The sequence below is a fragment of the Bradyrhizobium sp. 186 genome (assembly GCF_023101685.1).
In the GTDB taxonomy this organism is placed as follows: Bacteria; Pseudomonadota; Alphaproteobacteria; order Rhizobiales; family Xanthobacteraceae; genus Bradyrhizobium.
In genome coordinates, this window is record NZ_CP082164.1 from 2,457,704 (window position 1) to 2,477,116 (window position 19,413).

The window sequence follows — 19,413 nt, forward strand, 5'->3', positions numbered from 1 at the left end:
GTTGCTATTCCGCTGCGCGGTCCGGCATGAAGATCCGATCGGGCTTCGCTTCGCGTTCCTCGGGCGCAAAATATGAGTATAGAGCTGGCAAAACCAGCAGCGTCAGCAACGTCGCGCTCAACAGACCACCAATCACCACGGTCGCCAATGGCTTCTGTACCTCCGCGCCCGTACCGGTTGCGAGAGCCATCGGGACGAAGCCCAGCGAGGCGACCAGCGCCGTCACGATCACGGGGCGAAACCGAGTGAGGGCACCTTGGCTGATGGCCGCGCCTGAGGGGATGCCGTCGTCGATCAGCTTCCGGATTTGGCTCAGCATCACCAGTCCGTTCAGGACGGCGACGCCGGAAAGCGCGATGAAGCCGACGGCCGCCGAGATCGAGAATGGCATGCTTCGCAACCACAGCGCCGCGATGCCGCCGGTGAGCGCCAGCGGGACCGCACTGAAGACCAGAAGGGCGTCTCGCGCGGACCCAAGCGCGGCGAACAATAATAAGAAGATCAACAGGAAACAGCCGGGTACGACGAACATCAGCCGTTCCCGAGCTACCGAGAAATTCTCGAATTGACCGCCCCAGAAGAGCCAGGTTCCCGGCGCCAGCTTGACTCTCTGATCGACTACGGCCTGCGCCTCCGCCACCAACGAGCCGATGTCCCGCCCGCGGACGTCGGCTGTTGCGACGACACGTCGCTTACCGTTCTCGCGGCTGATCTGGTTGGCGCCTTCTGTCTGCTCGAATGTCGCCACTGCCCTGAGAGGGATCGAAGCAGCCGCGGCATTTTCGTTCAACCGCGGCAATTGCACCGGCAGGTTCTCCAGTGCCGAGATATCATTGCGGAGCGTGTCGTTCAGCCGCACGATGATCTGGAAGCGGCGGTCCCCCTCAAAGACCAGGCCTGCGACACGACCGCCAATCGCGGCCTCAATTACGTTCTGGACCGCGAGCAGGCTAAGGCCCCGACGAGCGATCTCCGCCTTGTCGATCTTGATTTCCAGAAATGGAAGCCCAGTCGTTTCCTCTACCTTCACGTCTTGTGTGCCCCTGACGCGCCGCAGCGCGTTAGCGATACTGCCCGCGGTTCGTTGCATCTCCTCAAAATCGTCGCCAAAGACCTTGACGGCGAGGTCCTGGCGCACGCCGGCGATCAATTCATTGAACCGCATCTCGATCGGCTGTGAGAAGCCGACCTTGTTGCCTGGAAGTTTCCCAGCGTCCGCCTCGATCTGCTTGATCAGACCGTCCTTCGACAGACTGGGGTCTGGCCATTCGCTCTGTGGCCTGACGATAATGTAGGTGTCGGACGAACTCGGCGGCATTGGGTCGGCGGCAAGGTCCGGCGTTCCGGTCCGGGAGAACACAAACGCCACCTGCGGAAACTTGCTGATCTCCTTTTCAAGGAGGAGTTGCATCGCCTGCACCTGAGACAACGACGTACTTGGTACGCGCTTGACCTCCATGACAATGTTCTTTTCATCGAGGGTCGGCGTGAACTCCTGCCCCAGCCGGGCAAACAGCAGAGCGGCTGCAACGAACAAAAGCGCAGCAGCGCCGATGGCCGGTAGGGGTGAAGCGATCGCCCGTGTCAGCAACGGCGCGTAGTACGCCTTCAGCTTGCGGATGATGACGTTCTCTTGTTCCGTCACGGGCTTGGACACCGTTAGGGCGATCATGGCCGGGACGAACGTCAAGGACACGACGAAGGCCGCGCCGAGCGCGATGATGACGGTGAGCGCCATCGGCTCGAAGGTCTTGCCCTCGACGCCTGTGAACGTCAGCAAGGGAACATAGACAAGGATGATGGTGAGCTGGCCGTAGACCGTCGGCCGGATCATCTCGGTGGCGGATTCCGTGACCGTCCGAAGCCGTTCATCGAGGGACAGCGGGCGACCAAACTCACGCTGACGCTCCGCGAGATGTCGAAGAGTGTTTTCAGCGATGATCACGGCGCCGTCGACGATCAGCCCGAAGTCCAAAGCACCCAGGCTCATCAAGTTCGCGCTGATCTTGCCCTGCAGCATGCCGGTTGCGGTCACCAGCATGGTGACCGGAATGACGCAGGCGGTTACCAGGGCGGCGCGCAGATTGCCCAGCAGCACGAACAGCACAGCGATGACGAGGAGCGCACCTTCGGTCAGATTGGTAGCCACGGTCTCGATGGTGGCGTCCACCAATTGGGTCCGGTTCAGTACGGTGTGGGCGTAGATGCCAGGGGGAAGCGTGCGGCTGATCTCCTTGATCTTCGCATCCGCTGCCGCCGCGACCGTGCGGCTGTTGCCGCCGATCAGCATCAGCGCCGTGCCCAGAACGACCTCCCGGCCGTTGACGCTGGCGCTGCCGGTCCGCAATTCCTTGCCGATCGTGACTTCGGCGACGTCCTTGACCCGGACGGGCACGCCGGCGCGGGTGGCCACGACGATCTGCGAGATGTCCTCGGCGTTCTCCACCCGGCCACTGGCCCGGACCACATAGCCCTCGCCGTTTTGTTCGATGTAGTTGGCACCGCGGCTGACATTGTTGGCCTCGATCGCGGCAATCATCTGATCGAGTGACAGCCCATAGCTGATCAACCGCGACGGGTCGGGCTGGACCTGAAATTGCTTGACGAATCCGCCGATTGCGTCAGCCCCGGCAACCCCTGGGACCGTCTTCATCTGCGGGCGGACAATCCAGTCCTGCACGGTGCGGAGGTAGACGGTGCGTTGAAAATCATCCGTCAGGCGTTCGCCTTCGGGCGTCAGGTAAGTCGCGTCGGACTGCCATCCGGGCTTTCCGTCGTGGACCGGCGCGATCTCACCTGGCTTGGCGTATTCGACCGCCCACCAGTAGATCTCGCCGAGTCCGGTTGAGATCGGCCCGAGCTTGACCTCCACGCCGGGCGGAAGACTGGTCTTGGCCTCGTTGATGCGTTCTGAGACCTGCTGGCGTGCGAAATAGATATTGGTACGATCGGCGAAGACAGCCGTGATCTGGGCAAAACCGTTTCGTGAGAAAGATCGCGTCGATTCCAGGCCGGGTGTACCCGCCAGCACCGTCTCCAGTGCGACCGTGACCTGTTTCTCGATTTCGACCGGCGTCAGCGCCGGCGCAACGGCGTTGACCTGGACCTGAACATTGGTGACGTCGGGAACGGCATCGATCGGAAGTTTTGTCAGCGACCATAAACCGGAGACCGCAGCCGCCAGCGTGATCAGCAGGATCAGCCATCGACGCCGGACCGAAAAATCGATGATGCGCTCGATCATCGCCTAGTCCTCATCTTTCGGTTTCGAGAGTTCAGCTTTGAGCGAGAACGTATTTGTCACAGCAACGGTTTCGCCCGGCGTCAGGCCGGAGAGGATTTCGAGCGCCTGATCTTCCTTCTGCCCGAGCACCACGTCGCGCTTTTCGAACCCGTCTTTGGTGCGGACGAACACGACGGGGCGGCCTTCCAGCTTTTGGATCGCGGTCGTCGGGACGACGACGGGCACGTTCCTTTCGCTGAGGGCGATCGCCGCTGTGACGAACGAGCCTGGACGCCATGTCCGGTCGGCATTCTGGATTTCGGTCACGACGCGCGTGGTCCGCGTATCCTTGTCGACCAGAGGGCTGACGAAGATGATCTTGCCTGTGGTTGATTCCGAAAGACCCCTGGCGGAAATTTTCACCGGTTGACCTTCCCTAATCAAAGGAAGGTCGGAGGAGGCGACGGACAAATCTACCCAGACACGGCTCAGATCGACGATGACGAACAGTTCCGTCTCGAGATTGTCGCGGCCGACGGCGGCTCCAAGTTCGACCTTGCGCTCCACCACGCGCCCCGAGATCGGCGCCCGAACATCCTGCCGGCGCAGACGGGCTTCCGAGGCATCGGGAAGCGCAGCGATCTCGTTGTCGGCAAGTCCGAGCGCCATCAGCTTCTGGCGCGCGATATTGACCTTCATGCCGGACTGTGCGGCGGCGTTGCGCGAGCGAAGGAATTGTTGCTCGGGGATAGCTCTGCCGTCCCAAAGGGTCTTGTCGCGGTTGGCCAGTTCCTGCGCGAGATCGTGCGTAAGGCGCGCCGCCAGATATTCGCTCTTGGCATCGGCAACCTCTCGGCTCTCAAGGACCGCGATCACCTCGTCCTTAAAGACGTCGTCACCGATATTCTTGCGCAACTCTGCTACGGTCCCGGACAGCTTGACCGAGACGTGCGCAATCAGGTCGGCGTTAGGAACGATAGAACCGGGGACGACAAGGCGCCGGGCGATCGTTGCTGGGCCAACCTGCGCCAATTCGATCTGCGCGAGCTTGATCTGCTCGTCGCTCATCGGTAGCGCTCCCGCGACAGGCTCGGGCGTTGCCTGCATGGCGGAGTTCGCCGTGTTGTGCTGCTGGCCTATGCCAATTGCACGTTGAACGGTCGTCGATAGGCCGGGCGCGAGCGCAAAAATCGCCGCTCCTGCCAGAAACGAGAAAACATTAATGGTTGAACGGCTTGCCATAGCGCCTTCCGACGCGGGCCCGGCGCGAACGCCGGCCCATCGTCACAGATATTTGGAAATGGCCTTGAACTCGTCGACGACGGCCACCGTGGATTTCCCGGTTCCGTTCGCTGCGATATCAAGGCAATGGTCAACGTGATCGTGGATCAGCGCGCGCTTGGCCTCTCCAACGGCTTTCTCGACGGCATGAAGCTGCTGGGCGAGATCGAGGCAAGAACGTCCTTCATCGAACATCTCAATGACACGGCGAAGATGCCCTTCGGCGCGCTTCAATCGCTTGACGATATTCGGATGGGTTTCGTGAACGTGATCATGCGCCATTGGGGAAGTGTATCCCCCCGGGGGGATGAGACAAGCGTAGCTTGGTCACATGCCGGCGCGCTGTAGCACGTGTCGAGACACGGCGATGCAACAGCCATGACTTATCCTTTCGCCGGTTCGGGCTTGAGGTCGGACGATGCCGCGGTGACTGTTTTCTCGGGCGTCGGCAGAAGGCGGGCCGAGTTGAGGATGAACACCAGCTCCGAGACGACATGGATGCCGGCAGCCAGCAACGGATTGAGGAATCCGAAGGCGGCAAGCACGATGCCGAGGGTGTCGACGCCGATGGTGCCGGCGAAGTTCTGCCAGATGATGCCCCTTGTCCTTCTGGCGACGGCGAGCGTTTCGGTGAAGCGCTCGAGATCGTTGCCGAGCAGCACCACATCGGCGCTCTCCTGAGCGACGTCGGTGCCGGACCCCATGGCGACGCCGACATCGGCTTCGGTAAGCGCGGGCGCGTCATTGACGCCATCGCCGACCATGGCGACCTTCCGCTTCTGCTCGACGAGGGCCTGGACGCGCGCCAGTTTGTCCTCGGGGAGCAGTTCCGCCTCGATGTCCTTGATGCCGAGCGCAGCGCCGACAGCGAATGCCACGCGCTGCGCATCACCCGTGAGCAGGACCGTTCGGATACCCATTCGGTGCAAGGCTTCGATAGCGCGCTTGGCTTCGGGTCGGACGGTATCCGCGACCGCGATAGAGCCGAGTAGGCGGCCGTCACGGGCGACGAAGACTTCGGAACCCACGTCGCCGCCACCGGGGGCGGCCGGCACGCCGATCCCATTGTCCGCCATCCAGGCGCGGTTGCCGACGAGAATGGCGGTCTCAGCGACCTTGGTCATGATGCCACGGCCCGGTGTGTAGGCGAAGCTCGTCGGCTCGATCACGTTACGGCCCCGGCTGCGGGCGTGGGCGACAATCGCCTTGCCGAGCGGGTGCTCGGAGCGCAGCTCGGCCGTGGCAGCAGCGTCGAGAAGCTCATCACCGGTCGTGCCGGCAACGGGTACAACTTGCTGCACTTCGGGCCGCCCGAAAGTCAGCGTACCAGTCTTGTCGAGCACCACCGTGTCGACATGACCCAAGGTCTCCAGATGTACGCCGCCCTTGACGATGGCGCCAAGCCGGGCTGAGCGGCCGATGCCGCCCAGAATGGCGAGCGGCGTGCCGGCGGCGATGCCGCAGGCGCCGGCGACAATGATCACCGAGATCGTTGAATAGATGTTGTGCGTAATCAGGAACGTCAGGACGGCGGCGCCGAGTGCAAAGTAGACGAGATAGCCGGCTAGGCGATCGGCGAGACGCTGAACCGGCGCACGGGACTTCTCAGCCCGCTCAACCGCCTCGATGATCTTGCCGTAGCTCGTGTCACGGCCGATGCGCTCGGCGGCAATCTCCAGCGCGCCGGATTGGTTGATGGAGCCGGCGAAGACCTGAGTGCCCGCCGTCTTCTCGACCGGCATGGACTCACCCGTGATGCGGGATTCGTCGACGAAGGAATGACCCGAGAGTACGGCGCCGTCGACAGAAATCCGGCCACCGGGCGCGACCAGGATGGCGTCGCCAACCGACAATTCCTCCGCCGAGAGGGATCGGATCGAACCGGCACGGCGGACCGAGACCTCACGCGGCAAGAATTCGAGCAGGTCGCGGATCGCCTTGCGGCCACGGCCCACGGTCAGGCCTTCCAGCACCTCGGCGACGAGAACGAACAAGGTGATGACGAGCGCCGTGAAGAACTCGCCGATGGCGGCTGCCGCGATGATCGCGATCGTCATCGACAGCTCCATGGTCATGCGGCGCTCGAGAACGTTCTCGAGCGCTTCCTTGAGGATCGGCCAACCGCCGATCAGAAGGCCGACGACACCGATGACACTGACCGCCGGGAATGGCTCCCAGACCCGGAACCACACCGCCGCGGCAGCGATCGCGACGAGGCCGATGCGCACGGCCTCCGGCCATTCAAAGGAATGGTCATGATCATGCTCGTGTTCATGATCGTCATGATCATCATGATCGTGATGATGGGGCGCGGCGGCCGGTGCGATGGTATGTGCTTCGGCGGTATCAGCCAGCGTTCGGCGATGCGCGACGTCCTGGACGGCCATGATGGCAAACTCCGCTGTTATTTCAGGTAGGCGCGCACGACATCGATGAGCTCGGCGGCGCCTTCGTTGCGCTGATCCTTGGCCAGCGTGTGGTCGGCGACGTGCAGCAGGATGTGATCCTCGACCACCTCAGCCATCAGGCCGTTGATGGCGCCGCGGACACCGGCGATCAGTTGCAGCACGTCGGCGCAGCCCTTTTCATCTTCCAGGGCTCGCTCAATGGCCTCCATCTGGCCGCGGATGCGGCGCACGCGATTGAGCAGCTTTGCTTTTTCCCGGGTGGTGTGCGACATGCGGCCTTCCTTTGGCTTATAGTATACCCCCCTATGTTATAATCAAGGCCCGCGGCATTGCTGCCGCGAGCGAGTAGGCGGCCTTTCGGACGCTCGGGCAAGACGCCGCTGCTTGAGATTCAATGGATGCCATCCAACTCGCATCCATGCTTCGTCGGCTGAGTTGGATCTGGTTCGCGCAAGTCGGGTTACGCGGCAGCGCTGCAACTATGGTTGTGACAGCGCGCGCTGCTCATGTTGCTTTCGCCAGCCGTACCGGGTCATGCCCGGCGGCTTGTACACCGAGAGTACCGCAGGCACGAGCAACACCAGCAGACCGCCAGAAGCGTGGAGCACGAGTTGGATCCCAGCCGCGCGAAGATCGGCGCGGGACAACGTCGCCTCTGCCGAAAGGCGTGCGGCAATTAGCTCCATCTTGACCAGTAGGACGATGGTGGCAAAGACGTTTAGCAATAGTTTTATCAAGACCCAGTAGTGCCGGAACAAGCCCCACGGGGTGCCCACCGACTGAATAACACCCGTTAGTAGAGAAGCGAACGCGAACGCGAGGATGACGAGCCTGGCGATCAAGTCCATCGCCAGATAGGCGGCACGCACCATCGGATCATTCTGGCTGGTCAGGCCGGCAACCGCGAGAGCCAGGAAGCCAGCGATCGCGCCGAGCAAGCCGACCGAAGAGACGACATGCGCAGTGAGTGCAAACTTGCGCAGGCGCGGTGCCATGGTCATCAGTGGCTACGCTCCGCCGCCGAGTGGCCGCTGAGGCCACCGGCGGTGGGTATGCTGTGGCCGCCGCTTACGTGAATCAGGACGACCAACAGCAAGGCCACAAGGCCGACCACGATTCCGGACACCTTCACCCAACGCGGCGCGCCCGGGTAGGAACGTGGGTCGGCCATGTGCGTCTCCTTGTTGTTGCGTAGGTGTAAAAATGGACGCGAGGTGCGAAACGAGACAATATGTCCAGAATCTTGTCAACGAACAGGCCGATGCGAATGTTCGTTACGGGACAATCTGCTCGATTTGACCGGGAATAATATGGCGATGGCGAAAAGACCGATCGACCGCCGCGTCGCCCGCACCAGGGCGATGCTGCAAAAGGCTCATATCTCCTTGATCCTCGAAAAGGGCTACGAGGCGATCACCGTCGATGACATTTGCGAGGCGGCCAATGTCGGTCGATCGACGTTCTACGCCCACTACACGAGCAAGGATGATTTAAGACGGAACGGCCTTGAGAATTTGCGGAGCCTGCTCGTGGATCGGCAGAAGAATGCTTTGGCAAAACCAAGGGAGACCAGAGACCGAAGCTTGGGCTTCAGCCTGGCTATGTTCGAACATGCCCGCGACCATATTGACCTCTACCGGACGCTGGTTGGCGGCCGCGGCGGCGTCATCGCTCTTGGCACCATTCGCCAGATACTCTCCGATCTGGTGCGCAACGAGCTTGCCGCGACTGCTGACAAGAAGTCGGCCGACGTTATCCCGCGCGAATTTGCCGTCCAGTACGTCGTTGGCGCTTTCATGGCCGTGATGACCTGGTGGCTTGACAGTGGCGCCAAGCTGCCGCCCCATCGGATGGATGCGATGTTTCGGCGTTTGGCGACCGAGGGCGTGGTGCCGTCGTATTCTTGAAGGGGGCGGAGTTTCGATGGGTCCAGCTCAGAGCCGCGTCACGCGCAGTCGTAACGCATTGCCTACCACGCTCACCGACGACAGCGCCATCGCGGCGGCGGCAATGATCGGCGAGAGCAGGATGCCGAAATGGGGATAGAGGATCCCTGCGGCGATCGGAATACCGGCAGCGTTATAGATGAACGCGAAGAAGAGATTCTGCCGAATGTTGCTCATCGTCGCCTGCGACAGCCGACGGGCGCGAATGATGCCGCCGAGATCGCCTTTCAGTAGCGTGATGCCGGCACTCTCCATTGCAACATCGGTGCCGGTTCCCATGGCGATACCGACTTCGGCGGCGGCGAGCGCTGGCGCGTCATTGACGCCGTCGCCGGCCATCGCGACGATTCGCCCGGCCTTCTGCAACTTGGCGACCACGGCACTTTTCTGATCGGGGAGGACCTCCGCCTCGACATCGGTGATACCGAGCTTCCGCGCCACGGCATTGGCCGTGGTCCGGTTGTCTCCGGTCAGCATGATCACCATGATGCCTTCCGCAGCGAGTGCCTTTAGCGCATCCGGCGTCGATGGCTTGACCGGATCGGCGATAGCGAACAGCCCGGCCAGCTTCCCGTCGATCGCGATGTTGATGACGGTGGCGCCTTCCTCACGCAGACGCTCGGCTTGTTCACGCAGCGACTCGGTCTCGACATCGAGAGATTTTAGGAAATTCGAATTGCCGAGGAGCACGATTTTGCCGTCGACGGCGCCGATTGCGCCTTTGCCGGTCGGCGAATCGAATTCTTTCACTTTGCCCAAATCCAGGTTGCGCTCCTTGGCGGCGCGAACGATGGCGTCGGCAAGCGGATGTTCACTGGCGCGTTCGACGCTCGCCGCGAGCCGCAGGATTTCGTTTTCCTCAAACCCAGCGGCGGCAACGATGGCAACAACCTTCGGCTTGCCTTCGGTCAATGTGCCCGTCTTGTCAACCACGAGCGTATTGACCTTTTCCATGCGCTCCAACGCTTCGGCATTCTTGATCAGGACACCCGCCTGCGCGCCGCGTCCGACGCCAACCATGATCGACATCGGCGTTGCAAGCCCGAGCGCGCACGGACAGGCGATGATCAATACGCTGACGGCCGCGACCAGGCCGAACGCCATGCGCGGTTCCGGTCCAAACCAAGCCCAGGCGCCGAAAGCGATCAGTGCAGCGACGATCACGATCGGCACGAACCAGCCGGAAACCTGATCGGCGAGCCGCTGGATCGGTGCGCGCGAGCGCTGCGCATCCGCGACCATCTTGACGATCTGCGAAAGCAGCGTGTCGCGTCCTACCTTGTCGGCGCGCATCACGAAGCCGCCGGATTGATTGAGCGTGCCTGCGATCACTTTGCCGCCGACTTCCCTGGTGACCGGCATGGATTCGCCGGTCACAAGGGACTCGTCGAGCGAGGAACGGCCGTCAAGGATGACGCCGTCCACCGGCACTTTTTCGCCCGGGCGGACGCGCAGTTTGTCGCCGACCACCAAGCTATCGATCTGCACCTCATGATCGGCGCCATCGTTGCCGATACGACGGGCGGTCTTCGGCGCCAGTTCGAGCAGCGCCTTGATCGCTCCAGAGGTTGCTTCGCGGGCACGCAGCTCCAGAACTTGACCAAGCAGCACGAGGACCGTGATGACCGCGGCAGCCTCAAAATAGACCGCAACCGCGCCGCCAAGCCCACGGAAGGTTGCCGGGAAAACATCGGGCGCGACGGTGCCGATGACACTGTAGACGTAGGCCACGCCGGTGCCCATCGCGATCAAGGTGAACATGTTGAGATTGCGCGTCACCAATGATTGCCAGCCGCGCACGAAGAACGGCCAACCGGCCCAAAGGACAACCGGCGTCTCGAAAACCAGCTGAATCCAGTTCGACAGGGGCTGATCGAGCCAGCCGTGACCGCCGACGAGATGGCCGCCCATTTCCAGAATGACCGCTGGAAGGGCAAGCACCCCGCCGACCCAAAAGCGCCGCGTCATATCAGCGAGTTCGGGGTTAGGCGGCGTATCCAAACTGGCCACCTCGGGCTCCAGCGCCATGCCGCAGATCGGGCAGGTTCCGGGACCGACCTGACGGATCTGCGGATGCATCGGGCAGGTGTAGATCGCGCCTTCCGGCACAGCGGTCTTCGGCTCGCTTTTGTTCAGATATGCTTGCGGGTTGGCAGCGAATTTGGTTCGGCAGCCGGCCGAACAGAAATGAAAGGTGTCGCCGCGGTAATCGAACCGGTGTTGGCTGCTTGCGGGATCGACGCTCATCCCGCAGACGGGATCGCGCACGGTTGCCTTGGCGTCAGTGTGACGCTCAAGGTGAGCGTGACCGGAGTGATCGTGGCTTCCGCCGCAGCAGCCGGAACTCTTTGCAGCGCCGTTTACATTTGCGTCTCCGGCTTCCGTCATCGCATTCTCCATCGCACTTGCAACCGATACCTGGTAGGGGTATGTAGGCGGCATGAGAAAAGACATCAAGGCATCCTGTCAAAAACGCCTGAGCCGCATCGAGGGCCAGGTTCGCGGCCTCTCAAAAATGGTCGATGAGGATCGGTATTGCATTGATATCGTCACGCAGATATCGGCTGTGCGTGCCGCGCTGCGCAAGGTGGAGGAGGAGATCCTGAAGGATCACGTCGCGCATTGCGTGGAGCATGCCATCGCGAGCGGCGATAGGTCGGACCAGCGCAAGAAAATCGCGGAACTCATGGCGGTCGTGGGTCGTGCGGACCGATAATGGACCCAATTTAGTGTGTACGTCTTGGCCTGCGTGAAGTTTGAGCCTAAGCTTACATCCGGGAATCCCCTGGACGGCGAGAACCGGATCTTGATGCTAGTGCGTTTGACGAGAGCTGGACGGGTGAGGGCAGGGAAATTCCTTGCGCTGGTCTACGCGCTTTGCGTCCTCGCGCCGTCGTTGAGCTTCGCGCTCGCCGACGGAGCGCTGGCCGCGCCGTGTCTCACCGACGACGACCATGCCTTGGGCATCATGCATGTCCACAACGCGAACTCTGTCCGGCATGTGCATGACGACGGCCGCGTCCACGACCATTCCGATCGCTCGCATGCCGCCCAACACGCAGACGTAGCGGCTGCTCCTCATTCGGACGTGACAGCAGCTATTCAGGTTCCGTCGCCTCCTGCCCACGACGGTCACAAGGCTCCCGGCGCGCAATGCTGCGGCATGGTCTGCATCAGCGCGCTGCCAGCGACATCGACTGAATTCGTCAACCCGTCCGTACTGATTTCCCGTTGCGCCCCGGAGACCTATCGGAGCGTTGAGGGCAAGGCCCCTCCGACTCTCTACCGTCCCCCCATTTCCTGATCTGATCGACACGACGCGGTGCCCGCTGAGGGCACGCGCACCTGTGGTTCATCGTCAGTTCGGGAAACGAATTATGCTTGCGCAGTTTGGGGCGAAAATCGCCGCCGTCCGCACGGTGGCCGCCAGGCTATTCAGAAGACGCCACGCAGTACCTGCCGCCGTTGCGGCCGCCGCCCTAACTCTGGGAGGCTGCCTGCCGACGACAGTGCCATTGGTTGGGGCCGATCCCGCCGATCCCGGCGCCAAAGTCGCGGGCGTCGGCTACCGCTCGACCATCGCTCCCTACAGCAGTCTCCGCCCCGCGGCTCCGGCGCCCTGGCGGGAGCAGAATGATCGCGTTGCTCCGACACCGAAATCGGACCGGTAGGAGCGACAGATGCAGGCAGCGCCCGAAATCAATCCCGGTCCAACGAACCGCCTCCAGATCACGTCGAGGCATGTCGCGGCCGTTCTCGCGGGTCTCTTTTTGTCCGGATGCGCGATCTTCTCTCAGGACGGCGGGATGACGGTCGTCGCCGACGTCGCCGGTGAAACGATCAGAAAGGACGTGATCTCCATCCGAACCGCGGACGACGCCGAACGCGCCCAAGAGATCGTTCGTCGGCTCCTGCGGCAGACGCTTACGGTGGACTCGGCCGTCCAGATCGCGCTGCTCAGCAATCGCGGCCTGCAGGCCGCCTACAACGAGCTCGCCCTCGCCGAAGCCGATCTGATCGGAGAGAGCCTGCCGCCGAACCCGACGTTCTCGATCTCGCGCATTTCCGGAAACGGCGCGCTCGAGATCGAGCGGCAGGTGGTCGGCGACATCCTGGCGCTCGCGACCTTGCCGTTCCGCTCGGAGATAGCGCGGCAACGATTCCAGAAAGCGCAGCTTCGCGCCGCTGAGGAGACGCTGCGGCTCGCCGCCGACGTGCGGCGCGCCTACTACCGGGCGATCGCCACCAACGAACTCGTTGGGCTGCTGACCGACGCCAAGTCGACCGCGGAATCCACTGCGCAGCTCGCCGAAAAGCTCGGGCAGACCGGATCACTGAACAAGCTCGACCAGGCCCGGGAGCAGGTCTTCTACGCCGAGACGACAGCCGAGCTCGCGACGCTGCGGCAGGATGCGACGAGCGCGCGGGAGCGTCTCATCCGTCTGCTCGGACTCTGGGACGGGGATACGGGAATCCGATTGCCTCTAAAACTGCCGGTGCTTCCGCAGCGGCCCCGAGCGCTGCCACGCATCGAGGTCGACGCCGTCGAGCACCGCATCGACCTGCAGATGGCCCGCATTGAGCTCGGCGCCTTGGCGAAGTCACTCAATCTCACCGAGGCTACCCGCTTCGTCACCCTGCTCGACGTCGCGGGCATCGACCGCAAGACTCGCGATCCGGATACGCCACCGTTCCGCGAACGCGGCTTCGACGTTCAATTCCAGATTCCGATCTTCGATGGCGGCGAGGTCCGCGTACGGCAGGCGGCCGAGACCTACAACCAGGCCTTCAATCGGTTGACGGAAAAGGCTGTCAACGTCCGCTCGGAGGCGCGCGACGCCTACAGGGTCTACCGCTCGACCTACGACATCGCGGGCCACTACCAGCGCGAGGTGCTGCCGCTGCGCAAGATCATCTCCGACGAGATGCAGCTTCGCTTCTCGAGCATGCAGGTCGACGTTTTCGCCCTGCTGACGGAAGCGCGGCAGCGGATCGCGGCGCTGCGCGCAGCCATCGAGGCCAAACGCGATTTCTGGCTGGCGCAATCGGAATTGCAGACTGCCATCAACGGGGGCGGTGGCAGCGAGACTCAACAACGAACCCGCCCGTCGACGAACGTTCAAGCGAGTGGCGGCGGCGGACATTGAAGGAGATGAGCATGCTATCGCGAAGAGGATTCCTTGGTACGGCGGCGCTGGTAAGCGCTACCGCCGTGAGCGGCCGGGTGCAGGCGGCCAACATTCCGGAAGCGCCGACCATGGACAAGGTGACGATGCAGCCGCCGCTCCATCCGACGAGCGGTCCTGATTACCGGCCCGTCGTCACCTTGAACGGCTGGACGTTGCCGTGGCGGAAGAACGGTGACTGGAAGGAATTCCATCTCGTCGCCGAACCCGTGGTGCGCGAATTCGCCGAAGGGATGAAGGCGAACCTATGGGGCTACAACGGCCAAGCGCCGGGACCGACGATCGAAGCGGTCGAGGGCGACAAGGTACGCATCTTCGTCACCAACAGGCTGCCCGAGCACACGACAGTCCACTGGCACGGCATGATCCTGCCGAACGGCATGGACGGTGTCGGCGGCCTCAATCAGCCGCACATCCCGCCCGGCAAGACCTTCGTCTACGAATTCGAGCTGAAGAAGAGCGGGACCTTCATGTACCACCCGCATTCCGACGAGATGGTGCAGATGGCGATGGGCATGATGGGCATGTTCATTGTGCATCCGCGCGACCAGACCTTCCGGCCGGTCGACCGCGACTTCGTCTTCATCATGAGCACGTATCTGATCGATCCCGGCACCTACCTGCCGAAGGTCAACGAGATGACCGATTTCAACATGTGGACCTGGAACAGCCGCGTATTCCCGGGCATCGATCCGCTGCCGGTCCGCCTCGGCGACAAGGTGCGCGTGAGAATGGGCAATCTCACCATGACCAATCATCCGATCCATCTGCACGGCCACAGCTTTGCGGTCAGTTGCACGGACGGAGGCTGGGTGCCCGAGAGCGCGCAATGGCCAGAGGTCACGATTGACGTGCCGGTCGGCGCGATCCGCACATTCGACGTCCTCGCCGACAACCCCGGCGACTGGGCGTTCCACTGCCACAAGGCCCATCACACCATGAACGCGATGGGCCACGACATGCGGAACATGATCGGAGTTTCCAAGAAGGATCTCGCGAAGGCGGTCGGCAAGCTCGCGCCCGACGCGATGGTCATGGGCTCGACAGGCATGGCCATGGGCGAGATGGAAATGCCGATGCCCGACAACACTCTCATGATGATGACGGGCTCTGGCCAATTCGGGCCGATCGAAATGGGAGGCATGTTCTCGGTGATGAAGATCCGCGAAGGCATGGCGCGTGACGACTACAGCGATCCCGGGCCCTACAAGAATCCCCCCGGCACTGTTGCCTATGAAATCGATGCGCCCCAAGCCGAACCGCCGCGGCAGGGCAAACCGAAGGAGGCGACGAAACCTGCCGAGATGAAGGGAATGAAAGGGATGAAAGGCATGAAGGGCATGTAGCCACACGTACTAAGAAAGGAGACGAACTATGAAGACGCTAAACCGGACCGGCGTCGCGCTGGTCGCGACGCTGCTGCTCTCGGTCACGGCCCTCGCCAGCGAGGGACCGCCGGATCAGCATCACGGCGCCTCGTTTTCGGCCGGCCAACCGGGCGATGCCACGAGGCCGTCCAGGATCGTTCAGGTCACGATGATCGAATCCGACGGCAAGATGCTGTTCTTGCCGAACAGGATCGACGTCAAGAAGGACGAACAGGTCAAGTTCATCCTGCGCAACAGCGGTGAACTCGACCACGAATTCGTCCTCGGCACCACGAAGGAGAATCTCAAACATGCGGAAATGATGAGGAAGACCCCGGACATGGAACATGATGATGCGAACGGTAAGCGTCTTGCTCCTAAGCAGACCGATCAGATCGTGTGGAAATTCAGCAAAGTCGGCGATTTCGAATATTCCTGCCTGATCCCCGGTCACCGGGAAGCGGGAATGACCGGCACGATCGGTAAGTCAAACCCCGAAAGGAAAGAAACATGAAGAATACCAAACTTGCAGCAACAACCCTGGCACTCTCGCTGTTCGCTTCGCTCGCGGCATCCGCACAGGACGCGATGGTCAAGGGCGAGGTGAAGAAGATCGATCAGACAGCCGGCAAGATCACGCTCAACCACGGCCCGATCAAGAATCTGGACATGACCGACGAGAACATGACGATGGTGTTCCGCGTGCAGGACCCGGCGATGCTCAAGCAGGTCAAGGTAGGTGAAAAGGTCCAATTCGCCGCCGAGCGCGGTAACTCCGGCATCACCATCACCAAGATCGAAAAGAGCAAATAGGTCCTGAGCGGGCGCCCGGCTTACCTGCCTAGCTATGCAGGTTGCGCTGTGCGCGCGTCATAGCCGTCGTCTACGGACCCGGCTCGCAAAGGGTTGCGGATAAGCCTCTTTCCGCAACCCTCGCAATCCCTTGTGTCCACCTTATAGGCGAGTGTCCATGGCCTTGACTCATCCTGATGCAATCACCGACAGCGGTAAGAATCCACTGCGCAAGCTCCTGCGAGGTTATTTGGCTCGTCGCCGCTCGGCGTTGTACTTTTTGTCGGGAGCAATCAGTGCTTTTGGCCTCGCCCTGAGCTGGAGCTGGCTAACCGGCGACGGACTACTCCCGATCGTGGTGTTCGTGCCTTGCCTGTAGGGATGTTCATGCCCGGCAGTGAACAATTACGTCGAGCATTCGACGTTCGTTGAAACTTATCAGCCAAACGATCTGCAATCCTAAAGGAGAAACTACGTGTCCAAGATGATGACCACCCTAGCGGCGATTACCATGTTGGCGGCAAGCTTGTTGAGCGGTGCCGCATATGCCCATCCTGAACTCCAATCGGCCGATCCCGCTCCGGGAGCGGCCACGACGACGTCGCCCAAGCAGATACGGATCACGTTCAACGAAGACGTGATCACGAAGATGTCCGGTGTGGAGGTGAAGGACCAAACCGGCAAAATCATTGCGACCGGGAAGGCGATGTCCGACCCGGCCAATAAAAAGCTGCTGATCGTACCAGTCAGCGAACAATTATCGCCAGGCGACTACAAGGTCGAATGGCACGCGGTTTCCGACGACACCCACAGAGTCAAAGGCAGTTTTTCGTTCAGCGTGGCGCACTGATGATCGATCTCGGACTCGTCGCCGCCCGGCTTCTGCACTACGTGGCGGTGACAACGCTTGCCGGCGTGTCGTTCTTTCCTCTGTACGCCTATGTGTTTGCCGAACCGAAGGAGCTATCCCGCCGCCGGCAAGCGGTTCTTCTCTTCGTCGGCGCTGCTGCGTTGCTCAGCGGCCTGCTTTGGTTCGTGTTCTCGGTCGCAAACATGAGCGGGACTTTGACCGATGTTGCCGATCAAGAGGTTCTGTGGACGGTCTTGAACGAAACGAACTTCGGCGGTGTTTGGATGGGGCGAATGCTTCTCTCTGTTCTCATTATCGGCGTAACGGCCGTCCGTCCGTTCCGGACGGGCATCGCCGGGCGAGATCTGGTAACGGCATTTCTTGCGGCGGCGCTGTTGGCGTCGTTGGCCGGTACGGGTCACGCCCAAATCGAGGAAGGGTGGACGAAGGTTGTCCACATCGCGTCCGACGCAGTGCACCTTCTAGCCGCCGGCGCATGGCTCGGTGGGCTAGTTCCACTCGGCTTCATCCTCCTCGACTATTCGAGGGGGGACAAGGAGCCGATAGTCGACGTGGAGCAGGTTCTGATGCGGTTCTCAAGTATGGGCTACGTCGCGGTGGCCACGCTCATCGTTTCGGGCCTCGTCAACAGCTGGTTTCTTGTCGGCTCGGTCTCTAGTCTGCTCAGGACTCCGTACGGGCAGATCCTTCTCGGGAAGCTGGCGCTGTTTGCTGCAATGCTTGCGCTCGCCGCCGCGAACCGCTTCTGGCTCGTCCCGCGGTTGATCAAGACGCGAGAAGATTCCGGCGAGCCGGCTGGGTGGCTCGGAAGGTTGCGTTACCATGTGGTTGGCGAGCAATCCTTGGGCCTGCTGGTTCTTCTTGCAGTCTCTGTTTTGGGGACCATGCGGCCGGCGGTAGGCCAATGATGCGTCGGGATTTCCGACGGCCGCATGCTGCGAAGCTAAGGATACGGCTCTGGGCTTCTATTCCAGACGGCGCGATCAGAGCTTGCCCTCAGTGCGCTACCTCGAACGAATACTCGCCCTTCACGTGGTGGGTATCTTGGGAAACCGCATGCCACATGACCGTATAACGTCCCGCCGTCAGCGGCCGCGGTAGCGGAACGACGAGTTGCCGTTGATCCGCAGGATCATTCACCGGCACCCCAATGGCGACAGACTTCCCGGCCTCGTCCTTGAGTTCGAGGCCGGAGAACTTCGCGATCACGCCCTCGCTGAAATTCAGCTTGATCTCCGTGGGGGAGGCCTTGCTAGGAACATCCGTTGCAGGGCTGATGTACGTCAGTTTGGGATGAGCATCAGCCGAAGTGGCAAGCGCGCCAATCGCCACAGCTGCGAGCGCAGCTATCGCTATCGTATTCCGCGACATTTTAGTTCCCTTCCTGTAAATAGATCGGTGAGTAGGATTTCAACCGCTCTGTTGTCGGGGCGCAGGCTACCAACCCCGATAATTGTAGCCGGAGCCGTAATACTGAGGCCGCGAATAGTAGGATCGCGGATATCCATGGCCATCGTCATGGAGATCCCGAAGGGCGCGATGATAGGCACGATGCTCGCCACGACTGTAAAAACCGTATTCGTGAGCGCGTTCGTGCGCGCCCGACAGTTGGTCGTGGAACCGATCGTGAGAGTTGTAGCCGTAGTTTTCGTCGTCGTGAGCCAGAGCCGGCAGCACGGGCAGGCTCAACACCACGGCAGCCGCTAGAAACACTTTTCCTAAGGTCATGGTTTCCTCCGTTTGTTGCGTTGCCCATAGTTGCGCGGGCTCGCCAACGTTAACTTCCTAAGGGGGAGAACCTAACCGGCTCGATATGAACCCAGGCCGAACGGGTAGTTCAACGACGGCTTGTTTTGAGTTTGCCGATCTTCGCCGCTGGCATTCGTATGAATTGCGCGCCCATTCGTTTCTGGTATCCGCCCGCAGAATGTTTCCTGGCCCATGTCAGAAAGAGTCGCAATCGATCGTCCTTGGGTTCGAACACCAAGGCAAGAACGCGAGGACTGGAACATGTTCCTTTTGCTCCAGGGGACGCGATGACTCACTGCCTCGAGACCGCGGCAAGCATGTCGAACCGGCGCGCTTCAGGCTGATGATGGCGTGACCCGAGATTTGCGCCGAACGCGCCACGGATGGCGAGCGGCTGGGCGGCATGGACGATTGCGTGCAGGCCTGCAAACGGTATGCGGAAACGTGCAGCTCGATCGTAGACCAAGGGTGGGCGACGGCATCGGCCATGGCGTCCGCTGGTCGGCGGATGCCGGACACTTCCCGGCTTGAGGCTAGACTTTTGGAGGGGTGCCCGGCCTCGCATGGTTCAGTAAGAGTGGCGATCTGAT

General features: G+C 61.6%; 19 protein-coding genes and 1 pseudogene. 10 read left to right on the forward strand and 10 right to left on the reverse strand.

Features of this window, described 5'->3' with window-relative positions:
• Nucleotides 1-4: 4 nt before the first annotated feature.
• The 7 genes from IVB18_RS11435 to IVB18_RS11465 all read right to left on the reverse strand — a co-directional run bounded on the left by IVB18_RS11435 (nucleotide 5) and on the right by IVB18_RS11465 (nucleotide 8,083).
• Nucleotides 5-3,244, reverse strand: coding sequence for a CusA/CzcA family heavy metal efflux RND transporter (locus IVB18_RS11435; protein ID WP_247989258.1), 3,240 nt, complete (start codon nucleotides 3,242-3,244; stop codon nucleotides 5-7).
• A gap of 3 nt (nucleotides 3,245-3,247) precedes the next feature.
• The gene (locus IVB18_RS11440; RefSeq protein WP_247989259.1) at nucleotides 3,248-4,291 is read right to left on the reverse strand and encodes an efflux RND transporter periplasmic adaptor subunit; all 1,044 of its coding nucleotides are present in this window, start codon (nucleotides 4,289-4,291) and stop codon (nucleotides 3,248-3,250) included.
• Nucleotides 4,292-4,507: 216 nt separating this feature from the next.
• Nucleotides 4,508-4,786, reverse strand: coding sequence for a metal-sensing transcriptional repressor (locus tag IVB18_RS11445; protein ID WP_247989260.1), 279 nt, complete (start codon nucleotides 4,784-4,786; stop codon nucleotides 4,508-4,510).
• Between the two features lie 101 nt (nucleotides 4,787-4,887).
• Complete coding sequence (locus IVB18_RS11450) at nucleotides 4,888-6,891, reverse strand: cation-translocating P-type ATPase (protein WP_247989261.1); 2,004 nt, start codon at nucleotides 6,889-6,891, stop codon at nucleotides 4,888-4,890.
• A 17-nt stretch (nucleotides 6,892-6,908) separates the two neighbouring features.
• On the reverse strand, nucleotides 6,909-7,184 hold the full coding sequence (locus tag IVB18_RS11455; RefSeq protein ID WP_247989262.1) for a metal/formaldehyde-sensitive transcriptional repressor: 276 nt from the start codon (nucleotides 7,182-7,184) through the stop codon (nucleotides 6,909-6,911).
• 207 nt (nucleotides 7,185-7,391) lie between these two features.
• The gene (locus IVB18_RS11460) at nucleotides 7,392-7,913 is read right to left on the reverse strand and encodes a hypothetical protein (protein ID WP_247989263.1); all 522 of its coding nucleotides are present in this window, start codon (nucleotides 7,911-7,913) and stop codon (nucleotides 7,392-7,394) included.
• Complete coding sequence (locus IVB18_RS11465; protein ID WP_247989264.1) at nucleotides 7,913-8,083, reverse strand: hypothetical protein; 171 nt, start codon at nucleotides 8,081-8,083, stop codon at nucleotides 7,913-7,915. Before IVB18_RS11465 ends, IVB18_RS11460 begins: the two co-directional genes overlap by 1 nt.
• A 214-nt stretch (nucleotides 8,084-8,297) precedes the next feature.
• Between IVB18_RS11465 and IVB18_RS11470 the strand changes: the two genes are divergently transcribed.
• Entirely contained in the window at nucleotides 8,298-8,819 is a 522-nt protein-coding gene (locus tag IVB18_RS11470) for a TetR/AcrR family transcriptional regulator (protein ID WP_247989265.1), read from the forward strand.
• Between the two features lie 27 nt (nucleotides 8,820-8,846).
• Here the strand turns inward: IVB18_RS11470 and IVB18_RS11475 are convergent, their stop codons facing one another.
• Nucleotides 8,847-11,246, reverse strand: coding sequence for a heavy metal translocating P-type ATPase (locus IVB18_RS11475; RefSeq protein WP_276581214.1), 2,400 nt, complete (start codon nucleotides 11,244-11,246; stop codon nucleotides 8,847-8,849).
• Between the two features lie 52 nt (nucleotides 11,247-11,298).
• On the opposite strand from IVB18_RS11475, the gene IVB18_RS11480 reads away from it, so the two are divergent.
• From IVB18_RS11480 to copD, 8 genes are all read left to right on the forward strand, one after another.
• Nucleotides 11,299-11,574, forward strand: coding sequence for a metal-sensitive transcriptional regulator (locus IVB18_RS11480; RefSeq protein WP_247989266.1), 276 nt, complete (start codon nucleotides 11,299-11,301; stop codon nucleotides 11,572-11,574).
• Between the two features lie 964 nt (nucleotides 11,575-12,538).
• Nucleotides 12,539-14,005, forward strand: coding sequence for a TolC family protein (locus IVB18_RS11490; RefSeq protein WP_247989268.1), 1,467 nt, complete (start codon nucleotides 12,539-12,541; stop codon nucleotides 14,003-14,005).
• An 11-nt stretch (nucleotides 14,006-14,016) separates the two neighbouring features.
• Nucleotides 14,017-15,390, forward strand: coding sequence for a copper oxidase (locus tag IVB18_RS11495; RefSeq protein ID WP_247989269.1), 1,374 nt, complete (start codon nucleotides 14,017-14,019; stop codon nucleotides 15,388-15,390).
• A gap of 28 nt (nucleotides 15,391-15,418) precedes the next feature.
• The gene (locus IVB18_RS11500; protein WP_247989270.1) at nucleotides 15,419-15,925 is read left to right on the forward strand and encodes a cupredoxin family protein; all 507 of its coding nucleotides are present in this window, start codon (nucleotides 15,419-15,421) and stop codon (nucleotides 15,923-15,925) included.
• Complete coding sequence (locus IVB18_RS11505) at nucleotides 15,922-16,224, forward strand: copper-binding protein (protein WP_247989271.1); 303 nt, start codon at nucleotides 15,922-15,924, stop codon at nucleotides 16,222-16,224. Before IVB18_RS11500 ends, IVB18_RS11505 begins: the two co-directional genes overlap by 4 nt.
• 157 nt (nucleotides 16,225-16,381) lie before the next feature.
• On the forward strand, nucleotides 16,382-16,582 hold the full coding sequence (locus IVB18_RS11510; protein ID WP_247989272.1) for a hypothetical protein: 201 nt from the start codon (nucleotides 16,382-16,384) through the stop codon (nucleotides 16,580-16,582).
• A gap of 105 nt (nucleotides 16,583-16,687) precedes the next feature.
• Nucleotides 16,688-17,053, forward strand: a complete 366-nt coding sequence (gene copC / locus IVB18_RS11515; protein WP_247991610.1) for a copper homeostasis periplasmic binding protein CopC — start codon at nucleotides 16,688-16,690, stop codon at nucleotides 17,051-17,053.
• Nucleotides 17,053-17,982, forward strand: a complete 930-nt coding sequence (copD, locus tag IVB18_RS11520; protein WP_247989273.1) for a copper homeostasis membrane protein CopD — start codon at nucleotides 17,053-17,055, stop codon at nucleotides 17,980-17,982. The genes copC (IVB18_RS11515) and copD overlap by 1 nt, the downstream gene beginning before the upstream one ends.
• 88 nt (nucleotides 17,983-18,070) lie before the next feature.
• Here copD and copC (IVB18_RS11525) read toward each other — a convergent pair whose 3' ends face one another.
• Nucleotides 18,071-18,445, reverse strand: coding sequence for a copper homeostasis periplasmic binding protein CopC (gene copC / locus IVB18_RS11525; RefSeq protein WP_247989274.1), 375 nt, complete (start codon nucleotides 18,443-18,445; stop codon nucleotides 18,071-18,073).
• A gap of 66 nt (nucleotides 18,446-18,511) precedes the next feature.
• Nucleotides 18,512-18,802: a hypothetical protein gene (locus tag IVB18_RS11530; protein WP_247989275.1), complete on the reverse strand. Its 291-nt coding sequence runs from the start codon at nucleotides 18,800-18,802 to the stop codon at nucleotides 18,512-18,514.
• Nucleotides 18,803-19,110: 308 nt separating this feature from the next.
• Between IVB18_RS11530 and IVB18_RS11535 the strand changes: the two are divergent.
• Nucleotides 19,111-19,271, forward strand: a pseudogene (locus IVB18_RS11535) (four-helix bundle copper-binding protein); the annotation flags it as partial.
• Nucleotides 19,272-19,413 lie beyond the last annotated feature (142 nt).

Bases quoted from the DNA above. Each gene is read 5' to 3' on its own strand.
- IVB18_RS11435 (WP_247989258.1), bottom strand. From the start codon at position 3,244: ATGATCGAGCGCATCATCGATTTTTCGGTCCGGCGTCGATGGCTGATC.
- IVB18_RS11440 (WP_247989259.1), bottom strand. From the start codon at position 4,291: ATGAGCGACGAGCAGATCAAGCTCGCGCAGATCGAATTGGCGCAGGTT.
- IVB18_RS11445 (WP_247989260.1), bottom strand. From the start codon at position 4,786: ATGGCGCATGATCACGTTCACGAAACCCATCCGAATATCGTCAAGCGA.
- IVB18_RS11450 (WP_247989261.1), bottom strand. From the start codon at position 6,891: ATGGCCGTCCAGGACGTCGCGCATCGCCGAACGCTGGCTGATACCGCC.
- IVB18_RS11455 (WP_247989262.1), bottom strand. From the start codon at position 7,184: ATGTCGCACACCACCCGGGAAAAAGCAAAGCTGCTCAATCGCGTGCGC.
- IVB18_RS11460 (WP_247989263.1), bottom strand. From the start codon at position 7,913: ATGACCATGGCACCGCGCCTGCGCAAGTTTGCACTCACTGCGCATGTC.
- IVB18_RS11465 (WP_247989264.1), bottom strand. From the start codon at position 8,083: ATGGCCGACCCACGTTCCTACCCGGGCGCGCCGCGTTGGGTGAAGGTG.
- IVB18_RS11475 (WP_276581214.1), bottom strand. From the start codon at position 11,246: ATGACGGAAGCCGGAGACGCAAATGTAAACGGCGCTGCAAAGAGTTCC.
- IVB18_RS11480 (WP_247989266.1), top strand. From the start codon at position 11,299: ATGAGAAAAGACATCAAGGCATCCTGTCAAAAACGCCTGAGCCGCATC.
- IVB18_RS11490 (WP_247989268.1), top strand. From the start codon at position 12,539: ATGCAGGCAGCGCCCGAAATCAATCCCGGTCCAACGAACCGCCTCCAG.
- IVB18_RS11495 (WP_247989269.1), top strand. From the start codon at position 14,017: ATGCTATCGCGAAGAGGATTCCTTGGTACGGCGGCGCTGGTAAGCGCT.
- IVB18_RS11500 (WP_247989270.1), top strand. From the start codon at position 15,419: ATGAAGACGCTAAACCGGACCGGCGTCGCGCTGGTCGCGACGCTGCTG.
- IVB18_RS11505 (WP_247989271.1), top strand. From the start codon at position 15,922: ATGAAGAATACCAAACTTGCAGCAACAACCCTGGCACTCTCGCTGTTC.
- IVB18_RS11510 (WP_247989272.1), top strand. From the start codon at position 16,382: ATGGCCTTGACTCATCCTGATGCAATCACCGACAGCGGTAAGAATCCA.
- copC (WP_247991610.1), top strand. From the start codon at position 16,688: ATGATGACCACCCTAGCGGCGATTACCATGTTGGCGGCAAGCTTGTTG.
- copD (WP_247989273.1), top strand. From the start codon at position 17,053: ATGATCGATCTCGGACTCGTCGCCGCCCGGCTTCTGCACTACGTGGCG.
- copC (WP_247989274.1), bottom strand. From the start codon at position 18,445: ATGTCGCGGAATACGATAGCGATAGCTGCGCTCGCAGCTGTGGCGATT.
- IVB18_RS11530 (WP_247989275.1), bottom strand. From the start codon at position 18,802: ATGACCTTAGGAAAAGTGTTTCTAGCGGCTGCCGTGGTGTTGAGCCTG.